Source organism: Streptomyces sp. CRN 30 (assembly GCF_034105845.1).
In genome coordinates this window covers 24,832-49,939 of the sequence record NZ_JAVRHI010000541.1, presented here as the reverse complement: position 1 = coordinate 49,939, position 25,108 = coordinate 24,832, and the positions used below count along the sequence as shown (strand labels likewise).

21 protein-coding genes, 1 pseudogene and 1 riboswitch are annotated in these 25,108 nt (G+C 71.8%); of the genes and pseudogenes, 12 read left to right on the top strand and 10 right to left on the bottom strand.

Going from position 1 to position 25,108, the window contains the following annotated elements; genetic code table 11:
* The first annotated feature begins 100 nt into the window (after positions 1-100).
* Complete coding sequence (locus UW392_RS62975; RefSeq protein WP_320784514.1) at positions 101-445, top strand: hypothetical protein; 345 nt, start codon at positions 101-103, stop codon at positions 443-445.
* Here the strand turns inward: UW392_RS62975 and UW392_RS62970 are convergent.
* Positions 442-1,644: a 4-hydroxybenzoate 3-monooxygenase gene (locus UW392_RS62970; RefSeq protein WP_320784513.1), complete on the bottom strand. Its 1,203-nt coding sequence runs from the start codon at positions 1,642-1,644 to the stop codon at positions 442-444. The genes UW392_RS62975 and UW392_RS62970 overlap by 4 nt on opposite strands.
* A gap of 316 nt (positions 1,645-1,960) precedes the next feature.
* Between UW392_RS62970 and UW392_RS62965 the strand changes: the two genes are divergently transcribed.
* Together UW392_RS62965 and UW392_RS62960 are read left to right on the top strand one after the other, a co-directional pair.
* Complete coding sequence (locus tag UW392_RS62965) at positions 1,961-4,189, top strand: MMPL family transporter (protein WP_320784512.1); 2,229 nt, start codon at positions 1,961-1,963, stop codon at positions 4,187-4,189.
* A 103-nt stretch (positions 4,190-4,292) separates the two neighbouring features.
* A complete protein-coding gene (locus UW392_RS62960) occupies positions 4,293-5,222 on the top strand; it encodes a hypothetical protein (protein ID WP_320784511.1) in 930 nt (309 codons plus the stop codon).
* A gap of 82 nt (positions 5,223-5,304) precedes the next feature.
* Here the strand turns inward: UW392_RS62960 and UW392_RS62955 are convergent, their stop codons facing one another.
* From UW392_RS62955 to UW392_RS62945, 3 genes are read right to left on the bottom strand one after another with little or no spacing between them, the layout of a single operon-like run.
* Positions 5,305-6,321, bottom strand: a complete 1,017-nt coding sequence (locus UW392_RS62955; protein ID WP_320784510.1) for an ABC transporter substrate-binding protein — start codon at positions 6,319-6,321, stop codon at positions 5,305-5,307.
* A gap of 18 nt (positions 6,322-6,339) precedes the next feature.
* Positions 6,340-7,107: an ABC transporter ATP-binding protein gene (locus UW392_RS62950; protein WP_320784509.1), complete on the bottom strand. Its 768-nt coding sequence runs from the start codon at positions 7,105-7,107 to the stop codon at positions 6,340-6,342.
* 26 nt (positions 7,108-7,133) lie between these two features.
* Positions 7,134-8,183: a FecCD family ABC transporter permease gene (locus UW392_RS62945; RefSeq protein WP_414497707.1), complete on the bottom strand. Its 1,050-nt coding sequence runs from the start codon at positions 8,181-8,183 to the stop codon at positions 7,134-7,136.
* 712 nt (positions 8,184-8,895) lie between these two features.
* Between UW392_RS62945 and UW392_RS62940 the strand changes: the two genes are divergently transcribed.
* The 9 genes and pseudogenes from UW392_RS62940 to UW392_RS62900 all read left to right on the top strand — a co-directional run bounded on the left by UW392_RS62940 (position 8,896) and on the right by UW392_RS62900 (position 19,756).
* Positions 8,896-10,269 (top strand): MFS transporter, encoded by a 1,374-nt coding sequence (locus tag UW392_RS62940; RefSeq protein ID WP_320784507.1) that lies wholly within the window; start codon positions 8,896-8,898, stop codon positions 10,267-10,269.
* A 45-nt stretch (positions 10,270-10,314) separates the two neighbouring features.
* Positions 10,315-11,097 carry a sulfite exporter TauE/SafE family protein gene (locus tag UW392_RS62935; RefSeq protein WP_320784506.1) on the top strand — a complete coding sequence of 261 codons (783 nt, stop codon included), beginning with the start codon at positions 10,315-10,317 and terminating at the stop codon, positions 11,095-11,097.
* A gap of 659 nt (positions 11,098-11,756) precedes the next feature.
* Positions 11,757-11,906, top strand: a riboswitch (cobalamin riboswitch).
* Positions 11,907-12,128: 222 nt separating this feature from the next.
* Entirely contained in the window at positions 12,129-13,073 is a 945-nt protein-coding gene (locus UW392_RS62930) for a hypothetical protein (protein ID WP_320784505.1), read from the top strand.
* A complete protein-coding gene (locus tag UW392_RS62925) occupies positions 13,070-14,092 on the top strand; it encodes a cysteine synthase family protein (RefSeq protein WP_320784504.1) in 1,023 nt (340 codons plus the stop codon). The genes UW392_RS62930 and UW392_RS62925 overlap by 4 nt, the downstream gene beginning before the upstream one ends.
* Positions 14,089-15,372 (top strand): ATP-grasp domain-containing protein, encoded by a 1,284-nt coding sequence (locus UW392_RS62920; RefSeq protein WP_320784503.1) that lies wholly within the window; start codon positions 14,089-14,091, stop codon positions 15,370-15,372. Before UW392_RS62925 ends, UW392_RS62920 begins: the two co-directional genes overlap by 4 nt.
* A 52-nt stretch (positions 15,373-15,424) precedes the next feature.
* Positions 15,425-16,174, top strand: coding sequence for a class I SAM-dependent methyltransferase (locus UW392_RS62915; RefSeq protein WP_320784502.1), 750 nt, complete (start codon positions 15,425-15,427; stop codon positions 16,172-16,174).
* 288 nt (positions 16,175-16,462) lie between these two features.
* Positions 16,463-16,726 (top strand): annotated as a pseudogene (locus tag UW392_RS62910) (lytic polysaccharide monooxygenase); the annotation flags it as partial.
* A gap of 431 nt (positions 16,727-17,157) precedes the next feature.
* Positions 17,158-18,288, top strand: a complete 1,131-nt coding sequence (locus UW392_RS62905) for a hypothetical protein (RefSeq protein WP_320784501.1) — start codon at positions 17,158-17,160, stop codon at positions 18,286-18,288.
* 292 nt (positions 18,289-18,580) lie between these two features.
* Positions 18,581-19,756: a glutathione-independent formaldehyde dehydrogenase gene (locus tag UW392_RS62900; RefSeq protein ID WP_320784500.1), complete on the top strand. Its 1,176-nt coding sequence runs from the start codon at positions 18,581-18,583 to the stop codon at positions 19,754-19,756.
* Positions 19,757-19,829: 73 nt separating this feature from the next.
* Here UW392_RS62900 and UW392_RS62895 read toward each other — a convergent pair whose 3' ends face one another.
* The 6 genes from UW392_RS62895 to grpE are packed head-to-tail and all read right to left on the bottom strand — an operon-like array spanning position 19,830 to position 25,105.
* A complete protein-coding gene (locus UW392_RS62895) occupies positions 19,830-20,129 on the bottom strand; it encodes a UBP-type zinc finger domain-containing protein (protein WP_320784499.1) in 300 nt (99 codons plus the stop codon).
* A gap of 5 nt (positions 20,130-20,134) precedes the next feature.
* Positions 20,135-20,581, bottom strand: a complete 447-nt coding sequence (gene trxA, locus UW392_RS62890; protein WP_320784498.1) for a thioredoxin — start codon at positions 20,579-20,581, stop codon at positions 20,135-20,137.
* Positions 20,578-23,217, bottom strand: a complete 2,640-nt coding sequence (gene clpB / locus UW392_RS62885) for an ATP-dependent chaperone ClpB (protein ID WP_320784497.1) — start codon at positions 23,215-23,217, stop codon at positions 20,578-20,580. Before clpB ends, trxA begins: the two co-directional genes overlap by 4 nt.
* Complete coding sequence (locus UW392_RS62880) at positions 23,208-23,582, bottom strand: chaperone modulator CbpM (RefSeq protein ID WP_320784496.1); 375 nt, start codon at positions 23,580-23,582, stop codon at positions 23,208-23,210. The genes clpB and UW392_RS62880 overlap by 10 nt, the downstream gene beginning before the upstream one ends.
* Positions 23,579-24,514 carry a J domain-containing protein gene (locus UW392_RS62875; protein WP_320784495.1) on the bottom strand — a complete coding sequence of 312 codons (936 nt, stop codon included), beginning with the start codon at positions 24,512-24,514 and terminating at the stop codon, positions 23,579-23,581. The genes UW392_RS62880 and UW392_RS62875 overlap by 4 nt, the downstream gene beginning before the upstream one ends.
* 6 nt (positions 24,515-24,520) lie before the next feature.
* The gene (grpE, locus tag UW392_RS62870; RefSeq protein ID WP_320784494.1) at positions 24,521-25,105 is read right to left on the bottom strand and encodes a nucleotide exchange factor GrpE; all 585 of its coding nucleotides are present in this window, start codon (positions 25,103-25,105) and stop codon (positions 24,521-24,523) included.
* Positions 25,106-25,108 lie beyond the last annotated feature (3 nt).

Sequence of the window (25,108 nt, the reverse complement as noted above, 5' to 3'; positions counted from 1 at the left end):
AGGCACGGCGTCACCGCGCACGGCGTCACCCGCCACGGGACCACCAGGACGTGCATCAGCAGGACGAGCATCAGCAGGACTTGAGGGAGGAGTGCCAGTCATGGCCGACCGCAGCACCTTGCCGCTGCCCGACTACGACCAGCTGCCGATCGGCAGTGTGGAGAGCCGGGTGCGCTCGCTCACCGTCGAGGAGGTGGAACGGCTGCTGGCGTACGAGCGCGAGCACGCCGACCGGCTCCCGGCGGTCCAGGCACTGACGGCCCGGCTGGAGCAGCTGCGCGCGGGCGCCGAACCGACGTCCGGCGATCCCGGCGCCCTGCGCCCCGAGGTGGGCGCCCACCGTGCGGGCTCCCCCGTCACGCCGGCGACCTCGCCGGAGCCGTTCAGCCCGCCGCCGCACGGTACGCCCGACCAGCCGGCGAAGCCCAAGGGCAACCGCACCTAGGGCGCTTCTGACGGAATTGCGCCGAACGGCAACCCCGTGTAGTTCTCCGCCAGTTCGGCCGCCGCGTGCCGGGAGGCCGCGACGCGGTCGAGCTGCGACAGCTGGAGCTTCGTCTCGAAGGGGGACTGCGCGGGGTCGGCGTGCAGGGTGGTGGTCATGGAGTACGAGAAGTGCTCGGCCCGCCACACCCGCTCCAGACAGGTCGCCGAGTACGCCTCGAGCAGCCGGTCCGAACCCGTGTCCTTCAGGTGCGCGAGGGCCCGGGCCAGCACGGTGACGTCGGCGGCGGCCAGATTCAGACCCTTGGCGCCGGTGGGCGGCACGATGTGCGCGGCGTCGCCCGCCAGGAAGAGCCGGCCGTACCGCATCGGTTCGGTGACGCTGCTGCGCATCGGCAGCACCGACTTGGCGGTGACGGGGCCGCGCTCGAGCCGCCACCCCGGGTCCGCGTCGAGACTGAGGCGGGCGTCCAGCTCGTCCCAGATCCGCTCGTCGGGCCAGTCGTCCGGGTCGGTGCCGTTCGGGACCTGGAGGTAGAGCCGGCTGACCGCCTCGGAGCGCATGCTCGCCAGCGCGAAGCCCCGCTCGGAGTGGGCGTAGATCAGCTCCTCGAAGACGGGCGGGGCGTCGGCCAGGATGCCCAGCCAGGAGTACGGGTAGGTCCGCTCGTACGTCCTCCTCTCCGCCTCGGGCACCGCGCTGCGGGCCACCCCGTGGAAGCCGTCGCAGCCGACCACGTAGTCGCAGGTCAGGGTCTGTTCCCGGCCCTCGTGGAGGTAGCGGATCACGGGGCGGTCGGTGTCGACGCCCTCGACCGTGCGCACCTCGGCCCCGAAGTGCAGCGGTCCGCCCTCGGCGAGCTGCAGGGCGATGAGGTCCTTGACGACCTCCGTCTGGGCGTAGACCCACACCCGGCGGCCGCCGGTCAGCTCGGGGAAGTCGATGCGGTGGGCGCGCCCGCCGAAGCGGAGTTCGATGCCGTCGTGGGGCATGCCCTCGCGGTCCAGCCGCTCCCCCGCGCCGGCCGCCCGCAGGACGTCCACCGTCGCCTGCTCGAGGATGCCGGCGCGCTGCCGCTGCTCGACGTAGGCACGGTCGCGGCGCTCCAGGACGACGCTGTCGATCCCGGCGCGGTGCAGCAGGCGGGCGAGCAGCAGCCCGGAGGGGCCGCCGCCGATGATGCCGACGGTCGTGTGCATGAACTGTTCTCCTCGTCGTCGAGGACGTTGTTCGCATAGTGAAGTTATTTTCACAGCGACGGGCGATGGCCCGAGTCTGCGCCGCCACCCGCGCCCTGTCAACGGTCCGCCACTGCTCCCGGCGCACCGAACCGAGGGGTGCCCCGACCCATGCCCGAAGTCGCGTGCGGTGTCAGGTAATTCTCACACTGCCAATCTCCTCTTCCCCCCGTTAGCGTCGTCGTCGCGATGCCGGCGAGCCGCCGAGTCCCCCCGCTCCGCCTGGCTGTCCGGCATCGCGCTTCCACTTCGCGCAAGGTCACAGAGGAGAACACACGTGTTTGACCGCATCGCCGAACTGGCGATCCGCAGGGCCCGGCTGGTGCTCGTCACCGCCGTGGTGGGCCTGGCTCTCATGGGGGCCGTGGGCGCCGGCGCGTTCGGCAAGTTACTGGGAGGCGGCTACGACGACCCGGCCTCCGCGTCCAGCCGGGCCCAGGAGGTCGTCGAGGAGCGGTTCGGCGGCGAGACCAACCTGCTCCTGCTGGTCACCGTGCCGGAGGGCGGCGTGGACGACCCGGCGGTGCAGCGCGACGGCCGCGCCCTGGTCGCCGACCTCAAGAAGGAGCAGGACCTGGAGAACGTCCTCTCCTACTGGGACACCGGCAGCGCCCCCCTCCGCTCGGAGGACGGCCGCGAGGCCCTGATCCTCGCCCACGTCGAGGGCGACGAGACCGAGCAGAGCGAGCACGCCAAGAGCGTCATCGACGCCTACACGGGAGCGTACGGCGACGGGCTCACCGTCCGTGCCGGGGGCGGCGCCGCCGTGAACACCGAGATGGGGACGCAGTCGGGCGAGGACCTGCTCCTGGCCGAGGCGATCGCCGTACCGCTCACCCTCGTCCTGCTCCTCGTCGTCTTCGGCAGCGTGGTCGCGGCGCTGCTGCCGTTGGCCATCGGGCTCATCGCCATCATGGGCACCTTCGCCGAGCTGTACGTCCTCGGGAGCGTCACGGACGTCTCCATCTTCGCGGTCAACCTGACCACGGCGCTCGGTCTGGGCCTCGGCATCGACTACGCGCTGCTGATGGTGAGCAGGTTCCGCGAGCAGCTGGGGGCGGGGGCGTCCGTGGAGGACGCCGTCCGGCGGACGGTGCACACGGCGGGCCGGACGGTCGCGTTCTCCGCCGCGACCGTGGCGGCCGCGCTCACGGCGCTCCTGGTCTTCCCGCAGTACTTCCTGCGCTCGTTCGGCTACGCCGGCATCGGCGTCGTCGTCATCGCCGCCGTCAGCACCCTCTTCGTGATGCCCGCCCTCCTGACCGTCCTGGGACACCGGGTCAACAGCGGACGGCTGCCCTGGACAGCCCGGAAGCGCTCCGGCGCCCGGGCGCCCCTGTGGGGGCGGCTGGCCCGCGCCGTCATGCGCAGGCCCGCCCTCACCACCCTGCCCGTGCTCGCGGTACTGCTCCTGGCGGCCGGCCCGCTGCTGGGCATCTCCTTCGGCACACCGGACGAGCGCGTGCTGTCCGAGGGCGCCGAGAGCCGCCAGGTGGCGACGGTCCTGCGGGAGAAGTTCGACGGCAACGACGACGCGGCCCTGCGCGTCGTGTTCGACGAACCCGTGGAGGAGGCCGCGCTGCGGTCGTACGCGGTCGAACTGTCCGGTCTCCCGGACGTCGTCCGCGTGGAGACCGGCGCGGGGACCTACGCCGACGGGCGGACCGCGGCGACCGGCCCCGGCAACACCGCGCTCGGCCGCCCCGACGCCCAGCAGATCAACGTGGTGAGCGGCCTGACGCCGAAGTCGGACGCGGCCCAGGACCTGGTGGGGCAGGTGAGGGCACTCGACGCGCCCGCCGGGACGCAGCCTCTGGTGGGCGGCAGCGACGCCGAACTGGTCGACTCCAAGGACGCCATCAGCAACCGGCTTCCCCTCGCCGTGGGCCTGGTCCTGCTGACCACGTTCGTCCTGCTCTTCCTGTTCACCGGCAGCATCGTGCAGCCACTGCGCGCCCTGGCCCTGAACATGATCAGCCTGGGGGCGACGCTCGGCGTGATGACCTGGATCTTCCAGGACGGCCACCTCTCCTCCCTGCTGGGCTTCACCGCGCAGCCGATGGAGGTGTCGATGACGGTGCTGATGTTCTGCATCGCCTTCGGTCTCTCGATGGACTACGAGGTGTTCGTCACCAGCCGGATCAAGGAGCTCCACGACGAGGGCGCGGACAACGTGACGGCCGTCGCCGACGGCCTCGGGCACACCGGCCGCATCGTCAGCGCGGCGGCCTGCCTGCTCGCGGTGAGCTTCTTCGCCTTCGGCACGGCCGAGCTGAGCTTCATGCAGATGTTCGGCCTGGGCAGCGGGCTGGCCATCCTCATCGACGCGGTCGCCGTACGCGGGGTGCTCGTCCCCGCGGCGATGCGCCTGCTCGGCACCGCCGCCTGGTACGCGCCCCGTTTCCTGCGCACGTTCCACCAGCGCTACGGCCTCAGCGAGGCGGGCCCCCGGCCGCCGGAGACGGCGGAGCCGTCGCTCACGACGGCGGGCTCTTCACGCTCCTGACCCCACGGGGCGGGCCCCGGACACACCTGTCCGGGGCCCGCCCCGCGGTCGATGCGGAACCGTCTCCACCACCACACCGCCCCGGTGCGCCACAATCGAAAGCATGTCTCAGTACGCCTCGATCGCCACGCTCGACGCGCTCCTCGCCGACCTGAGGGTCGGTCAGGCGCGGCGGCGTCAGCTGACGATGGTCCGTGGGGAACTGGAACGGGCCCTGGTCCGGGGCGGGCTGCCCGTGCCCGCCCGGCGCAGCCTGCGGCGGCTGCTCGAGCGGGAGACGCTGACGACGTACCTGCGGCTGGCGGAGTCCGGCGCGCTGCGCGCCCGCCAGGCAGCGGGCGGCGGCTCCCCGCCCACCTCGGAGGCCACCAACGCGGCCCGGCTGCACTGCCTGGACCTGCTGCGCAAGGCGCACGGGCTGCCCCCGCTGCGGCTCGGGTCCGGCGGCCGGGTGCCGCTGCGCCCCACCCCCGACTACGGCACCCTGGCGGCCCTGCGCCGCGAACTCGACCACAACGTCCACAGCGCGATGTCCCCGGCACTCACTCGGCTCACCGCCCTGCTCGCCCTGGTCCTGGACACGGCGCCGCGCGCCGGGGAGCTGACCGCGCTGCGCCTGTCCCACTTCGCCCCCGGCAACGAGGCGGTGTACGTCGCCCGGCGCCCCCAGAACGCCGGCGCGCGTCAGGCCGACGACGCCTGGTACGCCCTCTCCCCCATCGCCCGCGCCGCGCTGGAACGCTGGCTCGCGGTGCGCACACCGCTGGTCCAGCAGGCCCACGGCACCAGCCGGCTCTGGGTCAGCCTGTTCGTCAACCACGCAGGCACCCTGCGCGAGGACGGCGAGGCCGTGCTGCGCCCGCCCGGGATGCCGCTGGAGGAGAAGGGCCTGCTCCTCAGCTACCGCCGTGGCAGGGCCCGCTACGCCATGGCCCCACTGCTGCCGCCCAAGCTGGAACAACTGCGCCGCGCCGTCCTCGACCAGGCCCCGCCCGTTCCCCTGGACACCGCCCCGAACGCGCCCGACAGATAGGTCATCCCCTCTGGTTCGCTGCTGGTTGGTTCTGTTCGTCTCGTCGATCCGATGAGACCAAAGGGCCTGTTATTACGTGTTGCTACCGGCCACCGGCCACCTTCCGCAGGTACGCGCCGAGGGCCGCGACGGCCGAGGGGTTGCGCGGGCTCTCGACCAGATCCGCGTAGTCCAGGGTGAAGATCCGCCGGTTCTTGACGGCCGAGACGTTGCGCAGCGGCGCGTAGGACAGGAGGAAGTCCCTCTTCCGTTCGGCGCTCACGTCGCCGTAGTCGCAGACCACGATGGTCTCCGGGTCGCGCTGGACGACGGTCTCCCAGCCGACGGTGGTCCAGGAGTCCTCGACGTCGTGCATGACGTTGACCCCGCCGGCCTCGCTGATGATCTGTTCGGGGCCGGCGTAACGGCCGGAGGTGAAGGGCTGGGTCTCACCGCTGTCGTAGAGGAAGACGGTGGGCCGGTCCTCGCCCTGGGGAGCCTTCGCCCGTACGACGGCGACCTGCTGCCTGTAGTCGGCGATCAGCTTCTCCGCCCGCTCCTCGACCCCGAACAGTCTGCCGAGGTTGGCGAGGTCGGTGTACAGGGCGTCCAGGGGCGGCATGATGCCGCGCGAGGTGTCGCTGCGGCCGTTGCGGCAGGACTCGGTGAGGAGGTAGGAGGGAATGCCCAGCTCCTCCAGGGCGTCGGGCGTAAGACCGGTGTCCTCGCTGAAGCCGTAGTTCCAGCCGGCGAAGACCAGGTCGGCGCGGGCGTCGAGCACGTTCTCCTTGGTCAGCCGGTCCTTGGAGAGCCACTTCACCTTGTCGTAGGCGTCCTTGTACGGCAGGTCGCTCACGTCACCCTTGTCGTCGGCCATCGCGAACCCGGCCATGCGGTCCTCCAGGCCGAGGGCGAACATCAGCTCGGTGATGCCGACGTCATTGGTGACGACGCGTTCCGGGAGCTTGTCGTAGGTGACGTCGCGGCCGCAGTTCTCGAGAGTGACCCCGGACCTCGCGGAGTTCTCGGCGGCAGGCGGGTCCGACTCGACCGTGGCACCGCAGCCGGTGACCGTGACCGTCGTGAGGAGGGAGAGGGAGACGGTGAACAGCTTGCGCATGGGCGGCATCCTCAGGGCTCAGGGGGTGGTCGGGAGCAGGTCGAAGAGCAGTTGGACGGCGCCGGTCTCCGGATGCCGCACGGGGTGCGCGCGCACCCCGAACACCTCGCCGAGCAGCTCGGGCCGGAGGACGTCGTGCGGCGGTCCGGAGGCGACGATCCGGCCGCCGGCGATCACGTACAGCACGTCGCAGTGCGCGGCGGCCAGGTTGAGGTCGTGCAGGGCGGCCAGGACGGTCAGGCCGCTGGCCCGGACCAGGGACAGCACGTCCAGCTGGTGGGCGATGTCGAGGTGGTTGGTGGGTTCGTCGAGGACGAGCACCCGGGGCCGCTGGGCGAGCGCGCGGGCGATCAGCACCCGCTGCCTCTCGCCGCCGGACAGGGCCAGGAACCCGCGGTCGGCGAGGTGGCCGACCCCGGTACGGTCCATGGCCCGCGCGCAGATCTCCCGGTCCTCGGCGGCGGTCCGCTCCCGGTGCGGCAGCCGCCCCATCGCGACCACCTCGGCGACGGTGAAGTCGAACTCGGCGGCCGACTCCTGCGGCAGCGCGGCCAGCACCCGTGCCGCGGCCCGGGGCGCCAGCGCGTGCACGTCGTCCCCGTCGAGCCGCACGGCGCCCGCCGCCGGACGCAGCGCCCGGTACGCGCAGCGCAGCAGCGTCGACTTGCCGCTGCCGTTCGGGCCGACCAGTCCGACGAAGGCGCCGTCGGCCACGGTGAGCCGGATGTCCTCCACCAGCCGGGCCCCGGCCGCCTCGACCGTCACGTCCTCGATGTCCAACCGCATGACCGGATACCCCTCCCCCGCCGCTGTCAGCGGCTTCCGAACGCGTAGCCGCCGCGCCGCATCAGCAGCAGGAAGGCGGGCACACCGACCACCGCGGTGATCACTCCGACCGGCAGTTCCGCCGGCGCGAGCAGCAGCCGGGACAGCACGTCCGCCCACACCAGCAGGACGGCCCCGGCGAGCGGCGCGACGGCGAGCACCCGCCGGTGGTCGGCGCCCACCAGCATCCGCACCAGGTGCGGCACCATCAGCCCGACGAAGCCGATCGCCCCGCTGACCGCGACCACGGTCCCGGTCACGGCGGCGGTGACCAGGAAGATCTCCCTGCGCAACCGCCCCGGTGGGACACCGAGCGCCGCTGACGTCTCGTCACCCATGGCCAGCGCGTTGAGCGCCTCGGCCCGCACGCGCAGCCACACCCAACCGGCGGCCACCGTCACGGCAGCCAGGGGCACTTGGGCCCAGGTCGCGCCGCCCAGGCTGCCCAGCAGCCACATCACCGCGGCACGGGCCGCCTCGCCCCGGGCCGCGCTGAACACCATCACCGTGGTGACGGCCTCGAAGCCGAACGCCAGCGCCGTTCCGGTGAGGATCAGCCGCAGCGGCGTCAGCCCGTACGGCGAGCGGGCCACCGCGTACACCAGCACCATGGCCGCGAGCGCCGACGCGAACGCCGACACCGACAGCGCCCACACCCCCAGTCCGGCGAACAGCCCGAGCAGGATGACGGCGTTGGCGCCCACGGCCGCACCGGAGGAGATGCCCAGCACGAACGGATCGGCGAGCGCGTTGCGGACCATGGCCTGCACGGCCACGCCGACGGACGCCAGGCCCGCACCGACGACCGCGCCGAGCACGACACGCGGCAGCCGGATCTCCCAGACGATGGTGTACGCGGCGACGTCCTCCGTGTGCACGGTGCCGCCCGTGAGCCCGGCCCACAGGAACCGGAAGACCCCGCCCCAGCCGATCCCGGCGGCCCCCAGACCCACCCCGCACACCAGCGACGCCAACAGCACGGCCGCGAGTCCGATGACCAGCGGCGCCGTGGACTTCCGGCTGTGATCGGCTCGCACTGTGGTACTCGGTGGCACGGTGGTGGCGGTCCTTCACCTCGGGCCGCCGGAAGAAGGTCGGGGAGGAGGCAGCCCGTACGGCGCACCGGCCGCGCGGTCCCCTCTCGCAGTCCACGGCGAGCAGTCAACGGGTCGCACCACCCACGGGCGATCGGGCTCACGCGACGAAACACCAGGTCGTCGCGCACACCGATGGGGGCACCCCCTGCTCGAGCGGAGCCGAGAGCTTGGGGGAGGGTCAGCGCCGGACTCTCACCGGACTTCCCCCACGGGAGGCTGGGGCAGCGTAACAAACGCCCGTGCCGGCTCGGCGATCACGCTCGACCGGCGCTGGCTGGTGTGCCGTACCCGCTCGGGCGAGTAGAGGTGGCTGTCGCGGAACTGCTCGGCGCCCAATGGGCAGCTGGTAGCGGCGGTCAACAGCGCCGCGCGAGCCGCGGGGCAGGATGCGTCCGCCCTGGCCAAACGGCTGTTGAGCGGCCGGGGCGGCGGCTCGGCGGAACTCGCGCAGGGCGGCGGCCTGGTCGTCGGCGCCTGAGGCGGCGCGGCAGGTCCCGTCCGTTTCCGTGGGAGCCAAGGACAGAGAGCGCCGTCCCTCGACGTCCTCTGGACAGAACCGTGGGCTGCGGAGCAGCCGCATCGGACAGGATGACGACCATCCGGACCAGTCCGCCAGTCCGCCAGTCCGCCGAGAACGACGGGAGCGCCAGACGTGCCCACGGAATCCGTACGGCCCGCAGCCCGCGAGACCCGCCCCGAGAAGCGACCCTCCGTTCTGCTCGACTCCACGTTCCTGCGGCTGTGGTCGGGTGCCACTGCCTCGGGCCTGGCCACCTGGGCCCTGCCGTTCGTGCTGGGGCTCGCGGTGCTCGACCGCACGCTCACCGCCACCGGCCTCGGTCTGCTGCTCGCGGCCCGTACCGTGGGCTTCCTCGCGGCGGTGCCCGTGGCCGGGGTGCTGGCCGACCGGTACTCCCGTCGGGGCGTCGTCCTGTGGGCGGGACTGGCCGCAGGGGCCGCGGCTCCGCTGATAGCGGTCGGGCTCGGCTGCTCGCTGGCGCTCATGGCGGTGGCCGCCGTCCTGGCCGGTGCGGGGCAGGGCGCGTGCCGGCCCGCCTTCCAGGCACTCACCGCCGAGGTCGTCGACGCCGACCGCAGGCAACAGGCCAACGCCGCCATGACCCTGGCGGTCCGCGTCACCACCCTCACGGGGCCGTCACTGACCGCCCTGCTCGCCCTGTTCCTCAGCTTGCGGACGCTGCTGGTGGGCATCGGCCTGCTCTGGCTCGTCGCCGCACTCGTCCCTGGGCCCGGCTCCGCCGATGCGGCCGGTTCCGCCGATGCCGCCGGTTCCGCCGGTCTCGAAGTCGTCAGCGGTACCCAGAACACTGCCCGCACCCGACGAGTCTCGTTCCTCGGCGAGTTCGCCGACGGCCTCCGCGAGGCCCGCAGGCATCCGTGGTTCCTCTCCGGTCTGGCCGCGCTGACCGCCGTCATCGCCACCGGCTACTCCGCCACCGGCGTCGCGCTGCCCCTGGTCAGCCGCGACGCGTACGGCACGGAAGCCGTCCTCGCCGGGGCGCTGACCGCATACACGGCCGGCGCCCTGGCGGGAGCCCTGCTCATGGGGCGCTGGCGCCCGTGCTCGCAGGGCTGGATCGCTCTGGCGGGACTCGCCGCCTACGGTCTCGCCCCGCTCAGCCTGGTGTTCCCGACGCACCCCGCCGCCGTACTGGCCGCCTACGCGGTCGCCGGCATCGGGATCGAACTGTTCAACGTGCCGTGGTTCACCGCCACCCAGCGCGAGGTCGAACCCGACAAGCTGGCCCGGGTCTCCTCCCTGGACTTCCTGCTCTCCTACGGCCTCGCCCCGCTCGGCCTCGCCCTCATCGCCCCCGCCATCGCCACCTTCGGTGCCCGGGAGATCCTCCTGGTGTGCGCGCTCACGTGTTTTGTCGCACCGGCCGCCGCCGCCTTGGTACCCAGCGCCCGCCACTTCTCCCGCAGCCCGCGCCCGCGCCCGCGCCCGCGCCCACGCCCACGGAAGGCTTCCGGCAGCGAGCAGCCACCGCAGGATGTCCCCTGACGATCGATCGCCGGAGCGTGCGACGGATACCACAGAGGGACAACAGTGGACTGGCCAACGGGAATTGCCGGCTTCGCCGCAGGCGTGCTCATCGCACTCGTCACCGCGCCGGTGGGAGTCTCCGGCGCCGTGTTCCTACTGCCGGTCCAGCTGAGCGTGCTCGGTGTGCCCAGCCCCGCCGTCACCCCGACCAATCTCCTCTACAACGTCGTCGCCGGTCCCGGCGCCCTGCTGCGCTACCGCCGTGACGGCAGCCTCTACGGCCCGCTGACCCGCCGCCTGATCGCCGGCACCCTGCCCGGAGTCGTACTGGGCACGGTCATCCGTGTCTTCGCCCTGCCCGGGCCGACCGTCTTCCGGCTCCTGGTCGCCGCCCTGCTGCTCCCCCTCGGCACCTGGCTCATGGTCCGCACCCTGCGCCCCAATGCCACACCCCGACCGGCCGAGCCGTCAGCGCGCTCCGTCACCGTCCTGGCGGTGGCGGTCGGCACGGTCGGCGGCATCTACGGCATCGGCGGCGGCTCCCTCCTCGGCCCCCTCCTGGTCGGCCGTGGCCTTCCCGTCGCCCAGGTCGCCCCGGCCGCCCTCGCCTCCACCTTCCTGACCTCACTGGTCGGTGCCGGTACCTACGCACTGCTGTCCCTCACCGACGGGGAGAACATCGCCCCCGAGTGGCTCCTCGGACTGGCCTGCGGACTGGGCGGGCTGATCGGCGGCTACCTGGGTGCTCACCTCCAGCACCGCCTGCCCGAACGGTTCCTCCGTCTGCTGCTGGGCGCCCTCGCCGCCTCGGTCGGTGCGCTGTACGCGGCCCAGGCGCTTCGCTGAGCGCTGAGGACGGACACCGCGGGCACGGAAGGCCGGACTTCAGGTCTCCGCCGCCGTCACCGCCCGACCGAGCGCAGGTAGCGGCCCAGGTTCTCGGCGCCCGTGACATTGCGCGGGCCGCTGACGGCGTCGCCGTAGGACATGACGAAGAAGCGTTCGTCCGGCACGGCCGGTACCGACTCGAGGCCGGCCAGCGACTTGAGACCGACAGGCGTCCAGGCCGACGCGCGAGGCGCCGGACGGCACGGCGACGACGGCAGACGGCAGACGGCACGACAGCAGACGGCACGACGGCGGTCGGCACGGCGGTTCTGGGGCCCGCAGAGACTCGATCAAGCCACAGCGGACGGGTCATCAGGCTGAAAACCCGTTGTCCTGACAGCCGACGACGCAGGAATCGGGTGCCCGGATCGCGGGGTGACCCGGCTCGTGCTTCTCCACGGCTCGGGTACACGATCGCGCGCGCGGAACGCAGCGCCTCGCACCACGTCGGCATCCCACGGCACGTCCAGCCTTGCGCCCACATCGGGCACTTCAACCGTCTACCACATCAGGACAACCCGCGAACAACCTCTGTCGCAACGTCACAGGTGCCCCTAGCCTGAGTAACGCAGTCGGTTCGCGTCCGGCGCCCCATCAGGCGTGCGACGGCGCGACGCAGAGGGAACCCGGTGTGAATCCGGGACTGTCCCGCAGCGGTGTGTGGGAACGAACGCCGTCGAAGCGCTGAGCCCTTCGGGGCCGGAGAAGCGACGGCAGTGGGCGCCCGCCGGGCTCGTCGGCGGACGTGCCCACGAGTCCGAAGACCTGCCACTGCACCCGCGCGGCAGGCGCGGGCTGCGCAGCGCACGGTGACCTCGCGGACCAGGTTGACGGCACGGACGACGGCACGGCATACGCGCGACCACGTCTCCTTCCCGGTCGGCGTGCAGGGCTGGGAACCGACAGGAGGACGGATCCGTGATCACGCGAGTCCTCGCCGTCCGCGCCAGAACGCGGTCGGCCCGCGACCAGGGCGAGCGGAACGGGTTGTGCTGACACCGCCGGCCGGGAAGCTCCGCGCGGCACCACCGGACCGGCCGGGCCGCACCGTGTCCGGCGTCTGCCACGGCACCCTGGGCGAGCTGTACCAAGGCCCTCTGCGAGCGGGCCCCGCCCCGGACATCGCAGTGGTGTCCTTCCCCGTCGACCGGCATTCGTGGGTGTACTTCACCCACAGCGCCCACGACACCCGGAGCACCCGAGGCACCCGGGAATCGCACGCGCCGGGCCCGCCGCCTCTCGGAGAGAAGTCGGCGACAGCGGCCCGGCTGTTCCTGCAGCACTTCGGGCTCACCCTGCCGCCCGGTCGCTGGACCACCCACTCCGATCTGCAGGTGGGGGTGGGCATGGCCAGTTCGACCGCCGACATCGTGGCGACGCTGCGCTGCCTGTTCGGGCTCTTCCACCTGCCGTACGACACGGATGTGGTCCTGGGCATCCTGGCGGCGATCGAGCGGGCCGACAGCGTGTTCCTGGACGAGTTCGCGCTCCACCTCAGCGGTCGGCACCGGGTGGTGAGGCGGCTGGGGACGGACATCGGCTTCCACACCGCCTTCGTCACCGAGCCCGGCACGGTCGACACCGCTGCCGTCACCGACCTGCTGCTGGCGCACTACCGGCGGCACGGCGAGGAGTACGAACGGTGCCTGGCCGACCTGCTGAAGGGCTTCGCCTCCGGCGACCCGGCCGTCGTCGCCCGGGCGGCCACCACCAGCGCCGCCCTGTCGCAGCGGGTGCTGCCCAAGTCGACGTTCGACAGTGTGCTGGCGCACCGCGAGCGGTTCGGGGCCGACGGCGTCTTCGTCGCCCACACCGGCTCCCTGATCGGCTACCTCTTCCGCCGCCGTCCCGGCGCCGGCGTCAAGTCCGGCCTGTCCGCGTTCTTCCACTCGCTCGGCCACCAGTGCTCATTCGCCCAAGGAGGCTACGGGTGATCCACCCCCACATCGCCGACGCCCTGAAGGTCCCCGACCTGGTCCGGCTCACCGACGGCCTGGTCCTGATGCGGTTCGAGTCGATGAAAATCTACTCGGCGCTCACCGCCGTCCGTCATCTGCTCGACCGGGGCACGGTCCGCCCGGGTCAGACCCTGATCGACAGCTCCAGCGGCATCTACGCCTACGCCCTCGCCCTGGCCTGCCACCGGTACGGCATGCGGTGCCACATCGTGGCGTCCACCACGGTCGACACCACCACCCGCGCCCAGTTGGAGATCCTCGGCGCCACCGTCGAACAGGTCACGCCGTCGCGGAACCTCAAGCTCGACCAGGAGTTACGGGTACGGCGGGTGAAGGAGATCCTCGCCGAACGCCCCGACTGCCGCTGGATGCGGCAGTACCACGACGACGTCCACTACCTCGGCTACCACGAGGTCGCCGACCGCATCACCGCCGCGTTCCCCGGCCGCCCGCTGACCGTGGTCGGCGGCGTGGGCTCCGGAGCCTCGACCGGGGGCCTCGTGGAACGCCTGAGAGCCACCGACCCCTCGGTGCGGCTGGTGGGGGTGCAGCCGTTCGGCAGCGTCACCTTCGGCAGCCAGGACCACCACGACCCGGAGGCGATCATCGCCGGCATCGGCTCGTCGATCGTCTTCGACAACGTCCGCCACCACCTCTACGACGCCGTTCACTGGCTGGACTTCACCCATGCCATGTCCGGCACAGTCGCCCTGCTGCGCGACCATGCCGTCTTCGCCGGACTGTCCACCGGCGCCGGGTACCTGACCGCGACGTACGAGGCACGCCGCCACCCCGACCGGCTGCACCTGGTGATCGGCGCCGACACCGGGCACCGCTACGTGGACCGCGTCTTCGCCCGGCACCCGGAAGCCCTCGACCCGGCAGCGCTCAAACCCGTGGAGGTCGGCACGCCCGAGGAGATGACCATGCCCTGGTCCAGGATGGCCTGGCGGCGCGCCGCCTGCCCGGCGCACTGGAAGGAGCGAGCGGCGTGAGCGTCGTCTGCTTGGAGTCCCTCACCTTCGGCCTCGGACACCTGGTCCGCGCCGCCGACGCGCTCGGCGAGCGGCTGGTCCTGCTGACCCGCGATCCCGCCTACTACGTGTACGAGCTGGACCGGTTGCCCGCCGACGCCCTGGACGTCGTCGAGACCGACACCTTTGACGAGGAGCGGGTGGCGGACGCGTTGCACCGCGTTCCGCACCTGTGCGGTCTGATCAGCTCGACCGACACCTGGACGCTGGTCGGCGCCGAGCTCACCGCCCGGTTCGGGCTGCCCGGGCTCGATGCCGCCGTACTGCGGCTGACCCGCGACAAGGCCGCCGTGCGCAACCGGCTCCACGATGCCGGGCTCACGCGCGGGCGGGCCGTCGAGCCCACCGACGCCGGGACCGGAACGGGATTCGGGTTGCGGGAGCAGGTACTCAAGGAGACCGGACTGCCCGCGATCATGAAGGACACGGCGGGCACCGGCAGCCAGAACGTCTGGCTGGTGCGCGACGGGACCGAACTGGACGCGGCCCTCGCCGAGGCGACCGGGCGGAGCCTGAAGGGACGGCTGTTCACCGAGCCCTACTTCAGCGGTCCGGTGTACAGCGCCGAGACCCTCAGCTGGGCGGGCGGCACCCGGCTGCTGGGTGTCTCCAGCCGGCTGATGTCGCCCGAGCCGCACTTCCGCGAGGAGATCACCGCCTTTCCCGTGGCTTTCCCGGAAGCGCGGCGGGCCTCGCTGGAGCAGTGGATAGGCCAGGTGCTCGCGGCCATCGGCTACACCGACCGCTTCGCGCACGTGGAGTTCGTGCTGACCGCCGACGGCCCGGAAGTGGTGGAGGTCAACCCCCGGATCGGGGGCGCCCTGGTGGGCGAGGGCCTGTGCCGGGCGCTCGGCGTCAACGTGTACGAGGCGATGATCGAGGCCGCGCTGGGCCGCCGCCCCGGCCTGATGGACGCGGACCTGCCCGGCGGCCCGGCCGTCGCCTTCGTCCTCGGCTATCCGGCCGCACCCGGCGTGTTCACCGAGGTCACCGGGCTGGACCGGCTGACGGACATGCCGGGCTCCCCGGCCTGGTACCCGGTCAAGCAGCCCGGCGACCGCGTCGAGCACCTGGACGACAGCCGCGGGTACGCGGGCATCGTCTACGCGGAGGCCGAGACCGCCGAACTCGCCACACACCACGCGGTGGCCGCCGCCAACACCGTACGCGTCCTCACCGAGCCCTACCCGACCACCGCCCCGACCCTCAACCCCATCGGTTCCGGCAGTTCCGTCGGGTGAGCAACAGCCCCCTGCCCCCACAGAGACCACTACGAAGGAGCGATGCGGACCCATGACACGGACGGGCGGATTCCAGGACGACGACTTCTGGACCGAGTTCCACGACTTCCTGTTCTCCGAGCAGCGCCAGGCCCAGGCCGAGGAACTGCTCGACACCTCACCGCACCTGTCCTTCCCGCCCGGGTCACGGGTGCTCGACCTGTGCTGCGGTCCGGGTGTCTTCACCGTGCCGCTCGCCCGCCGCGGCCACGACGTGACCGGGGTGGACCTGAGCCCGGCGATGCTGGACCGGGCCCGCGAACGGTCGGCCGACGCCGGCACCCGGGTCACGTACGTACGGGCCGACGCACGCGAGTACGAGGCGCCGGGCCGTTTCGACGTCGTCCTCAATCTGTTCACCTCGTTCGGGTACTTCGAGGACCCCGCCGACAACGCCCGCGCTCTGCGCACCATGCACACCTGTCTGGCGCCCGGCGGCACCCTCGTCCTGGACCTCGCAGGCAAGGAACTGCTGGCCCGCAAGGTCACCCCGCCCAAAGTGGTGCGGCGCGGCGACGACCTGATGGTGCAGACCGACACCGTGCTGGACGACTGGGCGCGGCTGCGCAGTGACTGGGTGCTGGTCCGGGGTGAGCGGGTGACCAGGGCCACGCTGGTGTGGTTCGTCTACAGCGCCGTGGAGCTGCGGAGGATGGTGGAGGAGGCGGGCTTCGGCCGGGTGGAGGTGTTCGGCGGCTTCGACGGCCGCCCCTATGACGAGAACGCCGAGCGCCTCGTCCTGCGGGCGGTCCGCGAGGAGTGACATGTACGGGGTGGTCAGCCGGATTCGCCGGCGACCGCCGAGCGCTGGCGTGGGGAACAGTCCGCGTCAGGCGCAGCGGTTCCGGCGGTGAGGCCCACGTAGTGGTCCTGTGGGCTCTCGCCGTCCGCGGGCCGGTGGAGGGCAGGCCGACGGCCCGGCTCTCGCGTCGGGTGGGCGCCGGGTTCCACGGCTCCGGCTGGGAATGTCTCGTCGGGACAGGACGTCGATGCTGGTCAGCCGGGGACCGGAAATGCTTTCAGTCGCTCGAATGCGGTGGTGATCACCTGGGTCCAGCTGCACGACCAGGCGTTCCACTGTGCCGACTACTTCAAGGTCTACGTGAGCAAGCAGGGCTTCGACCCCAAGACCCGGACCCTGGGCTGGGGCAACCTCGACTTCATCACGCGGACCGACCGCTTCGCCCCGGCGCAGGACATCACGTTTCCCGTCCGGACCTCGGGCTGCACCGGACACCACATCCTGTTCGTGATCTGGCAGGCCTCGCACCTCGACCAGGCCTACATGTGGTGCAGCGACGTGAACTTCGGCTGAGCCGGGGAGCGCCGCACACGGCACCGGCTTCTGCCGGGCGCCGGTGACCCGCCGCCCGGCCGACCGAGCCCCGTCGGGGCAGGGAACCCACGTGGTCAGCCTGCCCCTACGGGACTTCCTGCGCTCCTGGCCGTTTCGTTCGGATCATGGGATCGATGGGTCGGGTCTGCCGTTGTCTGACGTCCAGCGGGTGCGGATAGATCGCGTTCCTTCGGGTGCATCCACTCCGGCACGGCCCCGGCCCGCATCACATGCCGCCACCGGTGCACACGATCGCGACTGGGCGATGCGTGCGGGTCCTGTGTTGAGAAGGGCAGTCCATCTCTGCCTGCCGATCGCCTGCCGATAGGGGGCCAGCGTGTCATGGGGCACCGACCTTATTCCGGGGACATCCTGGGCACTGGTGGGCAGCCGACGGAAAGGGTCCGGTCATGCGGGAGTCGTCGCAGGGCGTGACGGTCGTGGCGCTCTTGGCGGATCCGGATGCACCGACGGAGATCGCGCGGTACATGGCCCGGGTACTCCCTGCTCGGCTTGCCGACGAGTCGGGCCGGGGGCGACGGTTCGACGTCGAGGTGGTCAGTGAGCCCTTCACCGCGGGGGCCGAGGACCTGTCCACGGTGACGCGCCGGATCATGGACCGCGGGCGTGCGGAGCACTGGGACATCGTCGTGGCGCTCACCGACCTTCCGTTGTACTCGCACGGGCGCAAGCTCGTGGTGGAGCTGAGTCATGAACACGGCTCGGCGCTGCTGTCCCTTCCGTCGCTGGGGGGCATGACCTTTCGGAGCAGGGCCCTGCGGGCGGTGGAAGAAGCAGTGCTCAGCTTGGCGAGTCCGCGGGCCACCGGGGCTGAGGGACCTCCCCGGCGTCAGCCGCTGGGACGTTTCACCAGTCGTCTTGCGCCTGTTCACCCGGACCCGATCGGTGAGGAGGAGACGGCTGATCAGCGGTACGTCGTCAGCGGGCCGCGCGGTTATCTGAGGGTGCTCGGCGGTATGGTCCGCGCCAACCGGCCGTGGCGGTTGGTGCCGGGGCTGTCGAAAGCCCTGGCAGCCGCACTGGCCACGGGGGCGGTCGCCACCGTGGACTCCACCATCTGGAGCCTGTCCGGGGCCCTGGGCACGCCACGCCTCGTGGTCGCCATGGTCGGGTCCGTCGCGCTCATGATCGGCTGGCTGATCGTGGACGCGAACCTGTGGGATCGATCAGCGGAGGACTCGCCGGAGGCGAGGAAGAGGACGGCTCTGTACAACGCATCCACGGTCGTGACCGTGGGTGTCGGGGTGCTGGTCTGCTATGCGGGTCTGCTGGTCATCAACTTGGTGTGGGCGCTGTTCATCCTCAACGGCCAAGTATTCGCCTCCGTGACACGGACCCCGCTGCACGCCACGGATTACTGGACGCTGTCCTGGTTCGTCGCTTCGATCGCCACGGTGGGCGGCGCGCTGGGATCGGGCCTGGAGAGCGACGAGGCGATCCGGGCGGCCGCCTATTCCAAGCGCGAGCAGGAACGTCGCCGCATGCTGGAGGACGACCACGGTGACCAGCCGGTGACCTGAGTCAAGAAGGTGTCTTCGGTCGGTGACCGGCTGGTGACCGGCTGGATGCGGAGGATCCGCTGATCGATCGGTGCGTGGTTGTTTCGCGTCGGAGGCCGACGGGGACCCGCACGGCAGGCCGCCGGAGCACCGAAGCTCCGCCTGGCGGGCCGATGGCGGCACCACAGGTGAACGGCCCGCAGAGGCGCACCGTAGCCACGGCCCCGGCGTGGCAAGCCCGCGAGTCAGGCTCCTCGGGCCCTCTCCGTCACCGCCGTGCAGCGGTCATGCCGCGACACCAAGGGAAGTCATCATGAGAGCAGCGGTATACGAAGGACCGCGCACGGTCATCGTGAAGGACGTACCGGACGCGAAGATCGAGCACCCCTGCGACATCATCGTCAGGATCACCACTACCAACATCTGCGGTTCGGACCTGCACATGTACGAGGGCCGCACCTCGTTCGAGTCCGGCCGCACGCTGGGACACGAGAACCTGGGCCAGGTCGTGGAGGTCGGCTCGGCCGTCCGCAAGGTCCAGGTCGGCCAGTACGTGGTCCTGCCCTTCAACATCGCCTGCGGCTTCTGCAAACAGTGCGAGCGGGGCCTGACCAACTACTGCCTGACCATGCAGCCGGAACCGTCCCTCGCCGGAGCCGCCTACGGCTTCGCCGACATGGGCCCCTACCAGGGCGGCCAGGCGGAGCTGCTGCGCGTGCCCTACGGCGACTTCAACGCGCTGCGTCTGGGCGAGGACGCCGCCGAGCGGCAGGCCGACTACGTGATGCTCGCCGACATCTTCCCCACCGGCTACCACGCCACCGAGATGGCCCACGTCAAGCCGGGCGACCAGACCATCGTCTTCGGGGCCGGTCCCGTCGGGCTGATGGCGACCTACTCCGCACTCCTCAAGGGCGCCGGCCGCGTCTGGACGGCCGACCACCAGCCCGACCGGCTGCGCAAGGCGGAGGAGCTCGGGGCCATCCCGATCAACACCGCCGAGCAGGACCCGGCGGAGGTCGTCAAGGAGGCCACCCTCGGGCTGGGCGCCGACAACGGCTGTGAATGCGTCGGCTACCAGGCCCACGACCACGAAGGCCGTGAGGACGCCGGCCTCACGCTCAACGGGCTGATCGACTCGGTCAGGTTCACCGGCGACATCGGCGTGGTGGGCGTGTTCCTGCCCGAGGACCCCGGCGGCACGGAGGCCCAGGGCGAGCTGGAGGCCCAGGGCAAGGTCCCGATCGACTTCGGGAAGATGTGGTTCAAGGGCCAGCGCATGGGGACCGGGCAGGCTCCGGTGAAGAAGTACAACCGGGCGCTGCGGGATCTGATCGCCGGTGGGAAGGCGAAGCCGAGCTTCGTCGTCTCCCACGAGCTCGGCCTGGACGAGGCCCCCACCGCCTACGAGCACTTCGACGCCCGTGACGAGGGCTGGACCAAGGTGGTCCTGCATCCCGACGGACACGGCAACGGCCACAAGCGGTAGGAGACACGATCGCCCGTCCGCCGGACGGGGCTGGGGGCGATCGCCATGCTCCGGCCGGACCTGAAACGACAGCTCAGGCCCTCGGAGGCGGCGTGCACCGCGGCAGCGAGGCCGGCGGGTCCGGAGCCCGCTTCCCCGGCACCGGTTCCTCGCCGGGCTTCAACGACTGCACGATCGGATGGGCGTCGGCAGCGGCGTGCCTGCGCGCGTGCTTGTTCGGCGACGAGTCGCAGCAGCCGACGTGCCCGCGAGTCAGGCACAGCCTCAGGTGGACCCACGGGGAGCCGAGCAGCAGACACCCCTGACACCCTTGCGGGGTCAGCGACTGGACCGGCCGGACAAGCGCGAGGCAGGGGTCTGCGTACTGGGTCATCCGGATCACCTTTCTCGGGGTGTGATCGACTGCTCCACCCACTGGCGCAGAGCGGGGGCGGGCGCCGCCCCCGTCTGCCGGGCAACCGTCTCGCCCTGGTCGAGGACCAGCAGTGTCGGTACGGCCTGGACCTCGAACCGCTGCGCCAGCCGCGGGTTCCTGTCGACGTCGACCTTGACGAGTTTGATGCGGCCGGCGAGATCGGTGGCGACCTTCTCCAGTGCGGGGCTGACCATGCGGCAGGGGCCGCACCAGGTGGCCCACAGGTCGACCACGACGGGGATGTCGGCCCGCTCGGCGACCTCGGTGAAGTCGTCGTCGCCCGCGTCCGCCACCCACGGTAGGGGCTGCTTGCACTGGCCGCATGCGGGGCGGCCCTCCGCGGCCACGGGCACCCGGTTGGTGCGCCCGCAGTGGGGACAACCGACGGTCGTCGCCTGCAGCGTGCTCATGCCGTCCGCGCTCCCTTCACGTCCTCGGGCCGGTCGTAGGTGACCACCAGTTCCCCCGCCTCGGCGTCGACGCGGACCGTCGCGCCGTCCTGGACGTCGCCGCGCAGCAGGGCACGTCCGACGAGTGTCTCGACCTCGTGGGAGATGTAACGCCGCAGTGGCCGGGCCCCGTACACCGGGTCGTAGCCCTGCTTGGCGATGTGCTCCTTCGCCGTTTCGGTCAGTTCGACGGTGATGCGGCGGTCGGCGAGGCGGTGGCGCAGCTCGTCGAACTGCAGGTCCACGATGCGCTCGATCTGCCGCTCGCCGAGCGGCTTGAACAGCACGATGTCGTCGACGCGGTTGAGGAACTCCGGGCGGAAGTGCCCGCGCAGCTCGCCCATCACCAGGGCGCGGGCGTCGGGCTGGATCTCGCCCTCGGCGCTGACGCCGTCGAGGAGGTGCTCGGAGCCGATGTTGGACGTCATGATGATCACGGTGTTGCGGAAGTCGACGGTGCGGCCCTGGGAGTCGGTGATGCGGCCGTCGTCGAGGACCTGCAGCAGGGTGTTGAAGACATCGGTGTGCGCCTTCTCGATCTCGTCGAACAGCACGACCGAGTACGGCTTGCGGCGGACGGCCTCGGTGAGCTGGCCGCCCTCCTCGTAGCCGACGTATCCGGGCGGTGCGCCCATGAGCCGGCTGACGGTGTGCCGCTCCTGGTACTCGCTCATGTCGAGGCGGACGATGTTCTCCTCGGAGTCGAACAGGGCCGCCGCGAGGGTCTTGGCCAGCTCGGTCTTCCCGACGCCGGTCGGGCCGAGGAAGATGAACGAGCCGATGGGGCGGCGCGGATCCCGGATGCCGGAGCGGGCGCGGATGATGGCGTCGGCGACGAGCTGGACGGCCTCGTCCTGGCCGATGACGCGCTCGCGCAGGATCTCGTCGAGGCGCAGCAGCTTCTCGCGTTCGCCCTCCTGGAGGCGGGCGACGGGGACGCCGGTCCAGGCGGCGACGATCTCGGCGATCTCCTCCTCGGTGACGACCTCGCGCAGCAGCCGGTTCTGCCCCTGTTTGGCGGCCAGTTGCTCCTCCTCCGCGGCGAGCCGCCGCTCCAGGTCCTGGAGGCGGCCGTAGCGGAGTTCGGCGGCGCGGTTGAGGTCGTAGGCGCGTTCGGCCTCCTCCGCCTCGTGGCGGACCTGCTCCAGTTCCTGACGCAGCTCCTGCACACGGCGGATGGCCTGCCGTTCGGCCTCCCACTGGGCGCGTTTCGCGTCGGCCTCGCCGCGCAGGTCGGCCAGTTCCCTGCGCAGCTCCTCCAGGCGGGCCTTGCTGGCGGGGTCGGTCTCCTTGGACAGGGCCGCATCCTCGATCTCCAGGCGGGTGACGCGACGGGTGATCTCGTCCAGTTCGGCGGGCATCGAGTCGATCTCGGTACGCAGCCGGGCACACGCCTCGTCGACGAGGTCGATGGCCTTGTCGGGCAGGAACCGGTCGGTGATGTAGCGGTGGCTGAGGGTGGCCGCGGAGACCAGCGCGGTGTCCTGGATCTTCACGCCGTGGAAGACCTCCAGGCGTTCGCGCAGTCCGCGCAGGATGGAGATGGTGTCCTCCACGCTCGGCTCGTCGACCAGGACCTGCTGGAAACGGCGTTCGAGGGCGGCGTCCTTCTCGATGTGCTGGCGGTACTCGTCGAGGGTGGTGGCACCGATCATGTGGAGTTCGCCGCGGGCGAGCATCGGCTTGAGCATGTTGCCCGCGTCCATGGCCCCTTCGGCGGCGCCCGCGCCGACGACGGTGTGCAGTTCGTCGACGAAGAGCAGGATGCGCCCCTGGGCGGCCTTCACCTCGGACAGCACGGCCTTGAGGCGTTCCTCGAACTCGCCGCGGTACTTGGCGCCGGCGACCAGGGAGCCCATGTCGAGGGCGAACACCGTCTTGTCGCGCAGGCCCTCGGGTACGTCGCCGCGGACGATGCGCTGGGCCAGGCCCTCGACGATGGCGGTCTTGCCGACGCCGGGGTCGCCGATGAGGACGGGGTTGTTCTTGGTCTTGCGGCTGAGGATCTGGGTGACGCGGCGGATCTCGGCGTCCCGGCCGATGACCGGGTCCAGCCGCCCGGAGCGGGCCTCGAGGACCAGGTCGCGGCCGTACTTCTCCAGGGCCTCGTAGGCCACTTCGGGGTTGGCGGAGGTGACCCGCTGGTTGCCGCGGATCCGGGTGAGCGCGCTCAGGAACGACTCGCGGGTCACGCCGTGCTCCTTGAGCAGGCGTCCGGCGGCGGTCGCCGAGCCCTCCTCGGCCAGGGCTAGCAGGAGGTGCTCCACGGACACGTACTCGTCCTTGAGGCGCCTGGCCTCCCGCTCGGCCGCGTCGAGCAGGCGGGACAGGCGCTGGGTGACGAAGACCTGGCCGGGTGCCGCGCCGGGGCCGGTGACCCTGGGACGCCGGGACAGTTCCTCCTCTACGGCGGCCCGCAGTTCCTGGGGCTCGCCGCCCGCCTGTTGCACGAGTCGCGGGACCAGGCCGTCATCCTGGTCGAGGAGAGCGAGCAGCAGGTGTTCCCCGTCGACCTCGGTCTGCCCCATGCGGACGGCCGCGGTCTGGGCCTCCTGGAGGGCTTCCTGGGACTTCTGGGTGAGACGGTTCATGTCCATGGGGGTGTTTCACTCCTCGTACCGGTGCGACGCAGGGCGGCTTCGAGCAGGCTGATGCGGTCCAGCAGGTCGAGCACCAGGCCGATGGATGCGTAGTTGAGGCACAGCCCGGTGCGCAGCCGCTGGACGCGGGCGAGGGCGGCCGGTGCCGTGGGTTCGAACACCAGCCCTCCGGAGGCGTCACGCCCGGCCTCGACCAGGCCCAGAGCGACGAACCGGCGGACGAGGTCGGGATGGACGCCGGAGCGGCGGGCCACGGTCTGCAGGGAGAGCCTGGGCACCGGCACGATCGCGTACCGGCCGCGGGCCGGCGCGGGAGCTGTCGGCCGGGACGCCTGGTGCGCTTCGAGGCGTGGGTCGCTCATCGTGTCCTCCTGGGGTCGAACGAGGAGACGGCGGCGAGCTCCTCGAACAGTTCGCGCTCCCGGTCGCCGGGCCTGGACGGCACCATGATCCGGAGCTCGGCGTAGAGGTCGCCGTTCGTGCCGCGCGGGTTCGGCATGCCCTCGCCGCGCAGCCGCAGCCGCCGGCCGCTGGAGGACCCGGAGGGCACGGTCACCTTGGCCGTCGCCCCGCCCGGCGTGGACACCGGAACCGTCGCGCCCAGCGCGGCCTCCCAGGGGGTGACCGGAAGCTGCACGTACACGTCCCGGCCGTCCAGGCGGAACCGGGGATGCGGCTGGATCCGCACCCGCAGATACAGGTCCCCCGCGGAGCCGTCGCCACTGCCTCTGCCGCCCTCGCCCGCCAGCCGGATGCGCTGCCCGTCGACCACGCCGGGCGGCACGTCGACCTCGTAGCGCCGCTGCCCGGAGGGTCCGGCGAGCGTGACGGTGCGGCGGCCTCCGCGGTAGGCCTCCTCGACGGTGAGCGGCAGTTCGGCCTCCTGGTCGGCTCCGGGGGCGCGCACCCGTCCGGCGCCCCCGAAGAACGAGCCGAACAGGTCGTCGACGTCGACGCCCTCCGCGCCGGAGCCGCCGGTGGCATACCGGACCCGGGCGCCTCCCCCGGTGGGCCGGCGGAAGCCGCCACCGGGTCCCGCGCCCGCACCGACCCGCTCCTCCCAGTCCTCGGGGACCTTCCGGAAGTCCTCGCCGAAGCGGTCGTAGCGGGCCCGCTGGTCGGGGTCGGACAGGACGCTGAAGGCGTCGTTGATCTCCTTGAACCGCTCCTCCGCCGCGGGGTTCTTGTTGACGTCCGGATGGTGCTTGCGGGCCAGCTTGCGATACGCCTGCTGGATCTCGTCCTTGTCGGCGTCTCGCGGGACCCCGAGAACTTCGTAGAAGTCGCGTGCCATGGCCGCTCACTCCCGCTTGGCGACGGTCACGGCGGCCGGCCTGAGCTGCCGCTCGGCCGCGCCGTAGCCGGGGCGCAGCACCTGCGCCACGGTGTTCGGTTCGGCGTCGGGGTCCTGGACCACGCCGACGACCTCGTGCCAAGAGGGGTCGAACGGGACGCCGGTCTCGGCGTGACGCTCGTAGCCAAGGCGTTCGAGGATGGACACGGCCTGATCGCGTACGGCGCGAACCCCCTCGACGATCGCCCCGGGGCCGGAGCCCGCGTGGTTCAGGGCCAGTTCGAGGTTGTCGACGACGGGAAGGAAGGCCGCGGCCGTGCGGGCGCGTTCGGCCGCGCGCTCCCGGTCCAGTTCCCTGGCGTGTCGCTTGCGCAGGTTGTCGAGGTCGGCGAGGGCACGTCGCCAGCGGTCCTCGACCTCTTTCAGCGCGGCCGCGTAGTCGTCCTCGGCCCCGGCCGGACCGGTGGCCGTGTCGGGTCCCGGTTCGGCCTGCGTGGTCGGCGGCGCGGGCTCGGGCAGGTGTCCCTGCGGCGGTTGTGCGGCGCCTTCGGGCGGCGGGTCGGACGATCGGTCCTGGGGAGGAATGGGCATGGC

Coding starts and splice junctions, on each gene's coding strand:
- UW392_RS62875 (WP_320784495.1), bottom strand. CDS start 24,514: ATGGCACGCGACTTCTACGAAGTTCTCGGGGTCCCGCGAGACGCCGAC.
- UW392_RS62915 (WP_320784502.1), top strand. CDS start 15,425: ATGACACGGACGGGCGGATTCCAGGACGACGACTTCTGGACCGAGTTC.
- UW392_RS62960 (WP_320784511.1), top strand. CDS start 4,293: ATGTCTCAGTACGCCTCGATCGCCACGCTCGACGCGCTCCTCGCCGAC.
- UW392_RS62950 (WP_320784509.1), bottom strand. CDS start 7,107: ATGCGGTTGGACATCGAGGACGTGACGGTCGAGGCGGCCGGGGCCCGG.
- trxA (WP_320784498.1), bottom strand. CDS start 20,581: ATGAGCACGCTGCAGGCGACGACCGTCGGTTGTCCCCACTGCGGGCGC.
- clpB (WP_320784497.1), bottom strand. CDS start 23,217: ATGGACATGAACCGTCTCACCCAGAAGTCCCAGGAAGCCCTCCAGGAG.
- UW392_RS62900 (WP_320784500.1), top strand. CDS start 18,581: ATGAGAGCAGCGGTATACGAAGGACCGCGCACGGTCATCGTGAAGGAC.
- UW392_RS62905 (WP_320784501.1), top strand. CDS start 17,158: ATGCGGGAGTCGTCGCAGGGCGTGACGGTCGTGGCGCTCTTGGCGGAT.
- UW392_RS62880 (WP_320784496.1), bottom strand. CDS start 23,582: ATGAGCGACCCACGCCTCGAAGCGCACCAGGCGTCCCGGCCGACAGCT.
- grpE (WP_320784494.1), bottom strand. CDS start 25,105: ATGCCCATTCCTCCCCAGGACCGATCGTCCGACCCGCCGCCCGAAGGC.
- UW392_RS62955 (WP_320784510.1), bottom strand. CDS start 6,321: ATGCGCAAGCTGTTCACCGTCTCCCTCTCCCTCCTCACGACGGTCACG.
- UW392_RS62970 (WP_320784513.1), bottom strand. CDS start 1,644: ATGCACACGACCGTCGGCATCATCGGCGGCGGCCCCTCCGGGCTGCTG.
- UW392_RS62895 (WP_320784499.1), bottom strand. CDS start 20,129: ATGACCCAGTACGCAGACCCCTGCCTCGCGCTTGTCCGGCCGGTCCAG.
- UW392_RS62975 (WP_320784514.1), top strand. CDS start 101: ATGGCCGACCGCAGCACCTTGCCGCTGCCCGACTACGACCAGCTGCCG.